The sequence below is a fragment of the Mesorhizobium sp. M4A.F.Ca.ET.090.04.2.1 genome (assembly GCF_003999085.1).
In the GTDB taxonomy this organism is placed as follows: domain Bacteria; phylum Pseudomonadota; class Alphaproteobacteria; order Rhizobiales; family Rhizobiaceae; genus Mesorhizobium.
In genome coordinates, this window is the sequence record NZ_RZOT01000234.1 from 1 (window position 1) to 8,808 (window position 8,808).

An 8,808-nucleotide genomic window follows, 5' to 3' on the forward strand; every position below is an offset into this window, starting at 1 on the left:
CTAGAACAGACGCCCGCCGTCCGGCACCCTGTGCTCTATGGCGCCGAGCACGACCGCGCCCTCCTCGTCCGGAAAGCCGAGCGTTAGCACTTCCGACATGAACTTTCCGATCTGGCGCGGCGGAAAGTTGACCACGGCGAACACCTGCCGGCCGACAAGCGTCTCCGGCGCGTAGTATTTCGTGATCTGCGCCGAGGACTTCTTCACCCCGATCGCCGGACCGAAATCGATCTTCAGCTTGAATGCCGGCTTGCGCGCCTCGGGGAATGGCTCGGCCTCGATGATGGTGCCGGCGCGAATGTCGACCCGGTCGAAATCGGCGAAACTGATCTCGGGCTTGCGCGCGCCACTCGCACTCATCTTGGGTCCTGATCCGGCTCAGGCGGTGCCGTAGGTCTCGAACAGGACGCCGGCAAGCGCGTCCTTGGCCGAGGTTCCCGACCAGACCACGAACTGGAACGCCTGGAAATAGCATTCGCAGGCTTCGAGCGCCGACGACAGCAGCACCTCGACCTGCTGGCTCGACGGCTCGACCCCACCGGCAAGCAGCAGCGACTGGCGGAACATGATCGCGCCTTCCTGCTCCCACAGGTCGAAATGGCCGAACAGCATCTGTTCGTTGATCAGCGACAGGAGCCGCATCACTTCCAGCGCGCGCGCTTCCGGCACCTTGATGTCGAAGGCGCAGGCCAGGTGCAGCGCCTCGAAATCCTCCATCCAGGAGAAGGAGACGTGATAGTCGGTCCAGCTTCCCGCCACCGAAATCGAAATCTCGTCGTCGCCGGCACGCTCGAACGACCAGTCATTGTTGTGCGCCACCTGCTCGATGACGTCCACCGGGTGGATTTCGCGGGAGAATTCGAGTTCGAGAAGTTCCATGGATGCTTCCTGTGTTCAGGGGAGCGCCGCACGCTCCGCGGGGCACACACGACGAACAATCTTGTCTAGAACTCGGACGGCCAGGACTTTCTCAAACGCAAAGACCCAGACCGAACCCCACCGCCCGGCGCATGATCCCTGCTTCGAATCATGCAACAAATTCAGTCTATTGATCGGGAGTCGCGTGACCAGCCCAATTTTTCGCACTGCGTCATTCGCATGTGGAAAGGCGCTGTCGCGATGATTCATGCAATGCCGGTAAGCGATTCACGGCAAAGCGCTTTTTCGGATTGTGCTTTGTGGAAAAGTTTAACGATTATTTTTTTGTTTTGGGCTTCGCCGCCGCCGCTGGTGCGGCCTGGCCGGTGAGTTCGGCAAGCCTGGCCTCGAGCGCCTCAATACGGGCGGCGAGCAGGACGTTGTCCTCCCTCGCCTTCACCGCCATCTCGCGCGCGGCCTCGAATTCCTCGCGCTGCACTACATCCATGGTATTCAGGATTCGCTCGGCCTGGCCCTTGAAGGCCGTCTCCACCTCGCGCCGCACGCCTTGCGCGGCGCCGGCGGCATCCGTCATCAGCTTGGCGAATTCATCGAGAATGCGGTTCGGTCCGGTCGACATGGCAAATCCTCGCTTGCTCGATTTGACGTAGTGGCGCGCGGCGCGGAATGCAAGCGCAGCCTTGCCTTGACCCTGCCAAAACCCTGCCGCATGGTCCGCGCCCGAAACCAGACCGCGCCCGGGAGACCCTGTTGAGCGAATATTTTCTGTTGCCGCTGACCTCCCTGCCCTTCCCCAACATCGATCCGGTCATCGTCCAGATCGGCCCGCTGGCGGTGCACTGGTACGGCGTCGGCTACATCGTCGGCATCCTCTTTGCCTGGTGGTACGCCAAGCGCCTGGTCACCAATGCAAGACTGTGGCCCGACGGCGCCTTGCCGATGAAGCCGGAAGATCTGGACGACTTCATCGTCTGGGCAGCGATCGGCGTCGTGGTCGGCGGGCGAACCGGCTATGTGCTGTTCTACGACCTGCCGCGCTACATCGCGCATCCGCTGGATATCGTCGCCGTCTGGCAGGGCGGCATGTCGTTTCACGGCGGCCTGCTCGGCGTCATCCTGGCGATGACCCTGTTTTCGCTCAAGCGCGGTATCCGCACGTGGACGTTGTTCGACGTCGTGTCGGCCGGCGTGCCGGTCGGGCTTGGCCTCGTGCGCGTCGCCAACTTCATCAACTCCGAGCTCTGGGGCCGGCCAACCGACGTGCCATGGGCGGTGGAGTTTCCCAATGGCGGACCGTTTTCGCGCCATCCGAGTCAGATCTATGAAGCCCTGCTCGAGGGCCTGGTGCTGTTCCTCGTGCTGCGCTTCCTCACCCATTCCAGGCTGAAGCTGAAGACGCCGCGCTTCGTCGGCGGCGCCTTCATCTGTGGCTATGGCCTGTCGCGCATCTTCGTCGAGTTCTTCCGCGAGCCCGACCAGCAGCTCGGCTATCTGCTTGGCACCAACTGGCTGACCATGGGCATGATCCTGTCGACGCCCATGGTGCTGGCCGGCATCTGGGCGATGGCCACCGCCAGGCCGGTGACGCAGACGCAACCGGCATGACGCGGCTGAAGACCCGCATCATCGATCTCATCGGCACGGTGGGGCCGATCCCCGTCAGCGAATACATGGCGCTGTGCCTTTTCGACCCCGAGGACGGTTACTACACCACGCGCGAGCCTTTCGGCGCCGCGGGCGACTTCGTCACCGCGCCGGAGATCAGCCAGATGTTCGGCGAGCTGGTCGCCGTCTGGCTCTACCAGGCCTGGCAGGCCGCTGGCCGGCCTCTGCCCGCCACCGTCGCCGAGATCGGCCCCGGCCGCGGCACGCTGATGCAGGACTTGCTGCGCACCTTCCTGCGCCTCGATCCCGCTTTCGCAGGCGGCGCCACCTTCGCCATGATCGAGGCAAGCCCGCGCCTGACCGAAATCCAGCAGCGGACGCTCACCCGCCAGCCGGTGAGACTCGACTGGCACGAATCCGTCGAAACGTTGCCGAAGGCGCCACTCTTCATCGTCGGCAACGAACTGTTCGACGCCGTGCCCATCCGCCAGTTCGTCCGCAGCGGTGCCGGCTGGCGCGAACGGATGATCGGCCTCGACGATGACGATGGCCTGCGCTTCTTCGCCGGCGCAGGCTCGGTCGATCCGTCCCTGTTGCCCGACGACGCCGAGGACGCGCCGCAAGGCGCGATCGTCGAACTGGCGCCGGCCCGCGCCGCGCTGATGGGAACGATCGCTGAGCGGATAGCGGGGCACGGCGGCGCCGGCCTTTTCATCGACTACGGCCATCTCCGGCCTGGCATCGGCGACACGCTGCAGGCCTTGCGCAAGCATGATCACGACAACGTGCTGGCCAATCCGGGCGAAGCGGACCTCACCGCGCATGTCGATTTCGCCGCCCTGGCAGCGACCGCCCGGGCGCACGGCCTCGATGTCGAAACGACCACGCAGGGCGATTTCCTGCTCGGCATGGGCCTGCTCGAAAGGGCGGGATCGCTGGGCGCCAAGGCGGATGGAAAGTCGCGGCAAGCCATTTCCGACGCCGTTGAGCGGCTGGCTGGGCCTGATGCTATGGGGGAGTTGTTCAAGGTCCTGAAAATGCTGCCTAAGGCCGGTCCAGTCTCTTGAGCCAAGGCGGGCGGCCGGGTTGCGAACCCGGTCGCGCAAACGGGCTCTTGTCCGAACTTCACCTTGACGAAATCGCCGGCGCGGACAACAAACCCATCCATGCTCAATCAGACCAAACCGGATCCTGTTCGCTCACCCTTGCTCGAAGCGGCGAAAGCCAGGGGCATCCGCCACGGCTACTTCACCCGTATCGGCGGCGTCTCCGACGGCATCTATCGCGGCCTCAACATCGGCACCGGCTCGAATGACGATCAGGAGCGCGTCAAAGAGAACCGCCGCCGCGTCGCCGAATGGATGGGGGTGCCGGCCAGCCATCTGCTGACCGCGCATCAGGTCCACTCGCCCGATGTCGTCATCGCCAGGGAGCCCTTTGCCGGCCCTCGTCCCACGGCCGACGCCATCGTCACCGACCGGCCGGGCATAGCCGTCGGCGCCTCGACGGCCGATTGCGGGCCGGTGCTGTTCGCCGACACCGAGGCGCGCGTCGTCGGCGCCGCGCATGCCGGCTGGAAAGGCGCCTTCGCCGGCGTGCTCGAAAACACGGTCGCGGCGATGGAAGGCCTCGGCGCCCGCCGCGAGCGTATCGTTGCCGTTCTCGGACCGTCGATCGGGCCGGAGAACTACGAGGTCGGACCCGAATTCATCTCGCGTTTCGTCGACGCCGATGCCGGCAACATCAGCTATTTCGCGCCATCGGCCAAACCCGGCCATGCGCTGTTCGACCTCAACCTCTATACGGTCGACCGGCTGAGAAAGACGGGCGTCACCGCCGAGGGTCTCGGCCGCTGCACTTACACTGAAGAACACCTTTTCTATTCCTACCGGCGCACCACCCATCGCAAGGAAGCGGATTACGGACGCCAGGTTTCGGCAATTGTTTTGGAGAAAGAATAATGGCGCTGCACTTCGAACGATCGGAATTCGACGCGCGGCGCGACCGGCTCATCATCGAGATGACGGAGAAGAAGCTCGATGCCGTGCTCCTGTTCGCGCAGGAGAGCATGTATTGGCTGACCGGATACGACACGTTCGGCTTCTGCTTCTTCCAGTGCCTGGTGGTGAAGGCCGACGGGTCGATGGTGCTGCTGACCCGCTCGGCCGATCTCAGGCAGGCGCGCCAAACCTCGATCATCGACAACATCGTCCTGTGGACCGACCGCGACGGCGCCAACCCGGCGATCGACCTGCGCAACCTGCTCAACGAGCTCGACCTGCTCGGCGCCCGCATCGGCGTCGAATACGACACCCATGGCCTGACGGCGTACAACGGCCGCCGCCTCGACGAGCAACTGCAGACCTTCGGCCAGATCGCCGATGCATCGGGCATCGTTGGACGGCTGCGTCTGTTCAAGAGCCCGGCCGAGATCGCCAAGGTCGAAAAGGCCGCCAGCCTGTCCGACGACGCGCTCGATGCTGCCCTGCCGCTGATCAAGCAGGGCGGCGACGAGGCGCTGATCCTTGCCGCCATGCAGGGCGCGGTCTTTGCCGGCGGCGGCGACTACCCGGCCAATGAATTCATTATCGGCTCCGGCGTCGACGCGCTGCTCTGTCGCTACAAGGCCGGGCGCCGCAAGCTGACCAAGAACGACCAGCTGACACTCGAATGGGCCGGCGTCTTCCACCACTATCACGCGCCGATGATGCGCACGGCGCTGACCGGAAGGGTCTCGAAGCGCCATCAGGAGCTGTTCGATGCTGCCCGCGCCGCGCTTCTGGCGGTGGAGAAGGCGATGACGCCCGGCAACACCTTCGGCGACGTCTTCGACACACATGCCCGAACGCTCGAAGCCCACAACCTGACCAAGCACCGGCTGAACGCCTGCGGCTATTCGGTCGGCGCCCGCTTCACACCGTCATGGATGGACATGCCGATGTTCTATCAGGGCAATCCCGAGCCGATCGCGCCCAACATGACGCTGTTCGCCCATATGATCATTATGGACTCCGAAACCGAGACGGCGATGACCCTTGGCCGCACCTACCTCACCACCGAATCGCAGCCGAGGCCGCTGTCCCGCCATGATCTCGACTTGATCGTACAGTGAATCCATAATGGCAGGTTCGCGAGGGGCGTTCTTCGCCAGGGAGTTTTCGGGCAGATGAGACGATCGCAGGTGACGACCGTGTCATTGCTTGCCGCATTGGCGCTGGCCGCCTGCACCAATGCCAAGGACGTTCTGGAACCCTCTGCCATCACCCCGCCGGCGACCTCGGCCCAGACGCTGCCTGCCACTCAGAGCAACACGGCAACCACGACCGTTCCGGCGCCCTCGACGACGGCCCCGGCCGCTTCGTCGCCTACCCCTGCCTCACCGGCCCAGAGCGCCGCTGCTATCGCCAGGACAAGGTTGCAGGTGGCGCCGATCGTTGGCGCCTCGGTGGAGGCCGCGGCGCCGCTGACGGCCGAGCTTCAGACGCGTGCCAGGCAGCGCGGCATCACGCTTGCCGGCAGCACCGACCAGACCGCCACGCATGTGCTGAAGGGCTATTTCTCGGCAATTTCGGAAGGCAGCGACACCACGGTCATCTATGTCTGGGACATTTACGACCCCTCGGGCAACCGGCTGCACCGCATCAACGGCCAGCAGAAGGCGCCCTCGGTCAAGGGCGGCGATGGCTGGACGGCCGTCGCGCCAGCGACCATGCAGGGCATCGCCGACCAGACGGTCGACCAGTTCGCCGCGTGGCTCGGTGGACAGGCCGGCTAGGCTGTTGCCGGCTTTCATCGCCTGCGACGTTTTTGATCTTAGCCGACGGATTCCCGATGACGAGGCTTGCAATACCGGCGCGGGCCGCTAAAAGCCCGCATAAAAGGCTCATGAGAGTCTGTTCGGTCTCTCCATCCTTCACCAGGAACGGTGCATGAAGCTTTTCGCGGGCAATTCCAACAGGGTGCTGGCCGAAGCGGTCGCTCGCTATCTCAACATCCCGCTGGGGAAGGCCAGCGTCCGGCGCTTCGCCGATCAGGAGATCTTCGTCGAGATCCAGGAGAACGTGCGCGGCGAGGATGTCTTCATCCTGCAGTCCACCTCGTTCCCGACCAACGATCACCTGATGGAACTGCTCATCATGATCGACGCCTTCATGCGTTCCTCGGCCCGGCGCATCACGGCGGTCATCCCTTATTTCGGCTATGCAAGACAGGATCGCCGCGCTTCCGGCCGCACGCCGATCTCGGCCAAGCTTGTCGCCAACATGATCACCCGCGCCGGCGTCGACCGCGTGCTGACGCTGGATCTCCATGCCGGCCAGATCCAGGGCTTTTTCGATATCCCGACCGACAATCTGTTCTCGGTCCCGGTGATGGCCCGCGACGTGAAGGCGAAATACAAGCAGCTCGCCAATGTCGTCGTCGTCTCCCCCGACATTGGCGGCGTGGTGCGGGCGCGTGCGCTCGCCAAGCGCTTCGATGCGCAGCTCGCCATCGTCGACAAGCGCCGTGAACGCCCGGGCGAATCGGAAGTCATGAACATCATCGGTGCGGTCGCCGGCAAGGATTGCCTGTTGATCGACGACATCGTCGATTCCGGCGGCACGTTGTGCAACGCCGCCGATGCACTGCTCGCCAACGGCGCCACCAGCGTCACCGCCTACATCACTCACGGCGTGCTTTCGGGCGGAGCGGTTGCCCGCATCAGCAGCTCGAAGCTGCAGGAACTGGTGATCACCGATTCCATCCAGCCGACGCAAGCCGTGCTCGACGCGCCCAACATCCGCGTCATCTCGATCGCCGACCTGATGGGCGAGGCGATCTCGCGCACCGCGACCGAGGAATCGGTGTCGAGCCTGTTCGACTAGACCATTGCGTTTTCCGGTCTGGCCGGGCCGCTCAGCCGCCGCACTCCCTCCCCGGCATCGCGCGCGCCGCGCATATAGCCGCGTGGCGAGGCGCCCAGCATGCGCTTGAACATGGTGATGAAGGCCGGCACGCTGTCATAGCCGAGGTCGAGCGCTACCCTGGTGATCGGCTCGCCGTCGGCAAGCCTGGGCAGCGCCGCGAACAGGCACGCCTGCTGGCGCCATGTCGACAGCGACAGCCCGGTCTGGCGATGGAAGGCGCGGGTGAAGGTACGGCGGCTCATGCCGGCGGCGTTGGCCCATTCGTCGATCGTCGCATGCGGCGAGGGTTCGGCGACGAAGCGCCGGCAAAGCGCCGCCAGTTTCGGATCCGACGGGAACGGCAGGCCGAGCGGCCGTTCCGGCAGGTTCGGGATCTCATGCAGCAACAGGCCCATGATCAGCCCGCCGCGCCCTTCCAGTTCACCCCCTTGCGGCAGCTTTTCCGATTCCACGATCAGGCTGTGCATCAGCTCGGTGATGCCGACGACGCGCAGTCCCTCCGGCAGGCCGGCAATCGCGTTCGGCATCACATAGACCGAACGCATCGAGACATCGCCCAGCATCTCGACGGAATGCTCGATCCCGGCGGGGATCCACATCGCGTGGTCGGGCGGCACCATCCAGCGCCCGTGTTTCGTCGTCACCAGCACGACGCCGACCAGCGCATGCAGCAACTGGCTGCGGCTGTGGCGATGCAGTGGCACGTGATAGCCGTCGGGATATTCGGTCGGCAGCGCCACCGCTGGGCCGACAGCCTCCTCCAGCCACTGCCAGCGGCTCTGGTGCAGCCGGCCGAGTTCGGCGGCATCGCCCTTGAAGACTTCCCTGCCATGCGGCATTGGCAATGGCCCACTTGCGAAACTATTGGACCAAACCACGAAAGAAGTCGCTTTGCAACCATCCTATAAGGCTGCCTGCGGATCGCCGCCAGGAAGACCACGGAGCATGCCTTGACCGACACCACAGCCACCGCCGTCGCCACTCCGGCGCCGGCCAGCCACACTTCGGCGCAAGCGACGGCCTTCACCGTCATTCTTGCGGTGAGCTTCTGCCATTGCGTCAACGACATCATGCAGTCGCTGCTGTCGGCCATCTATCCGCTTTTGAAAGACAATTACGGCCTCGACTTCTGGCAGATCGGGCTTTTGACCTTCACCTTCCAAGTGACGGCGTCGCTGCTCCAGCCGCTGATCGGCGCTATCACCGACAAGCGGCCGATGCCCTATTCGCTGCCTTGGGGCATGGCCTCCTCGCTGATCGGACTGGTCGTGCTCGCACATGCCGGCCACTACTGGCTGCTGCTGATCGGCGCCTCGCTGATCGGCATCGGCTCGGCCATCTTCCATCCGGAATCCTCGCGCATCGCCCGCTTCGCGTCGGGCGGCCGCTTCGGCCTCGCCCAGTCGCTGTTCCAGGT

11 protein-coding genes are annotated in these 8,808 nt (G+C 64.6%); 7 read left to right on the forward strand and 4 right to left on the reverse strand.

Features of this window, described 5'->3' with window-relative positions; all coding sequences use genetic code 11:
- From EN781_RS17525 to EN781_RS17535, 3 genes are all read right to left on the reverse strand, one after another.
- A complete protein-coding gene (locus EN781_RS17525) occupies positions 1 to 360 on the reverse strand; it encodes a tRNA-binding protein (RefSeq protein ID WP_126058694.1) in 360 nt (119 codons plus the stop codon).
- Positions 361 to 378: 18 nt separating this feature from the next.
- Positions 379 to 879, reverse strand: coding sequence for a YbjN domain-containing protein (locus EN781_RS17530; protein WP_126058693.1), 501 nt, complete (start codon positions 877 to 879; stop codon positions 379 to 381).
- A 316-nt stretch (positions 880 to 1,195) separates the two neighbouring features.
- The gene (locus EN781_RS17535) at positions 1,196 to 1,498 is read right to left on the reverse strand and encodes an accessory factor UbiK family protein (protein WP_126058692.1); all 303 of its coding nucleotides are present in this window, start codon (positions 1,496 to 1,498) and stop codon (positions 1,196 to 1,198) included.
- 131 nt (positions 1,499 to 1,629) lie between these two features.
- On the opposite strand from EN781_RS17535, the gene lgt reads away from it, so the two are divergent.
- The 6 genes from lgt to EN781_RS17565 all read left to right on the forward strand — a co-directional run bounded on the left by lgt (position 1,630) and on the right by EN781_RS17565 (position 7,349).
- Entirely contained in the window at positions 1,630 to 2,484 is an 855-nt protein-coding gene (lgt, locus tag EN781_RS17540; protein WP_126058691.1) for a prolipoprotein diacylglyceryl transferase, read from the forward strand.
- Positions 2,481 to 3,551, forward strand: coding sequence for a class I SAM-dependent methyltransferase (locus EN781_RS17545; RefSeq protein WP_126058690.1), 1,071 nt, complete (start codon positions 2,481 to 2,483; stop codon positions 3,549 to 3,551). Before lgt ends, EN781_RS17545 begins: the two co-directional genes overlap by 4 nt.
- A 99-nt stretch (positions 3,552 to 3,650) precedes the next feature.
- Positions 3,651 to 4,445: a peptidoglycan editing factor PgeF gene (gene pgeF, locus EN781_RS17550; RefSeq protein ID WP_126058689.1), complete on the forward strand. Its 795-nt coding sequence runs from the start codon at positions 3,651 to 3,653 to the stop codon at positions 4,443 to 4,445.
- A complete protein-coding gene (locus tag EN781_RS17555) occupies positions 4,445 to 5,596 on the forward strand; it encodes a Xaa-Pro peptidase family protein (protein WP_126058688.1) in 1,152 nt (383 codons plus the stop codon). The genes pgeF and EN781_RS17555 overlap by 1 nt, the downstream gene beginning before the upstream one ends.
- Before the next feature lie 54 nt (positions 5,597 to 5,650).
- Positions 5,651 to 6,259 (forward strand): hypothetical protein, encoded by a 609-nt coding sequence (locus EN781_RS17560; RefSeq protein ID WP_126058687.1) that lies wholly within the window; start codon positions 5,651 to 5,653, stop codon positions 6,257 to 6,259.
- Positions 6,260 to 6,413: 154 nt separating this feature from the next.
- Positions 6,414 to 7,349: a ribose-phosphate pyrophosphokinase gene (locus EN781_RS17565; RefSeq protein ID WP_126058686.1), complete on the forward strand. Its 936-nt coding sequence runs from the start codon at positions 6,414 to 6,416 to the stop codon at positions 7,347 to 7,349.
- Here the strand turns inward: EN781_RS17565 and EN781_RS17570 are convergent.
- Complete coding sequence (locus EN781_RS17570; protein ID WP_126058685.1) at positions 7,346 to 8,230, reverse strand: helix-turn-helix transcriptional regulator; 885 nt, start codon at positions 8,228 to 8,230, stop codon at positions 7,346 to 7,348. The two genes, EN781_RS17565 and EN781_RS17570, sit on opposite strands and share 4 nt — an antisense overlap.
- Before the next feature lie 111 nt (positions 8,231 to 8,341).
- On the opposite strand from EN781_RS17570, the gene EN781_RS17575 reads away from it, so the two are divergent.
- Positions 8,342 to 8,808: MFS transporter (locus EN781_RS17575; RefSeq protein WP_189347645.1), on the forward strand; the 467-nt coding region annotated here is incomplete at its 3' end.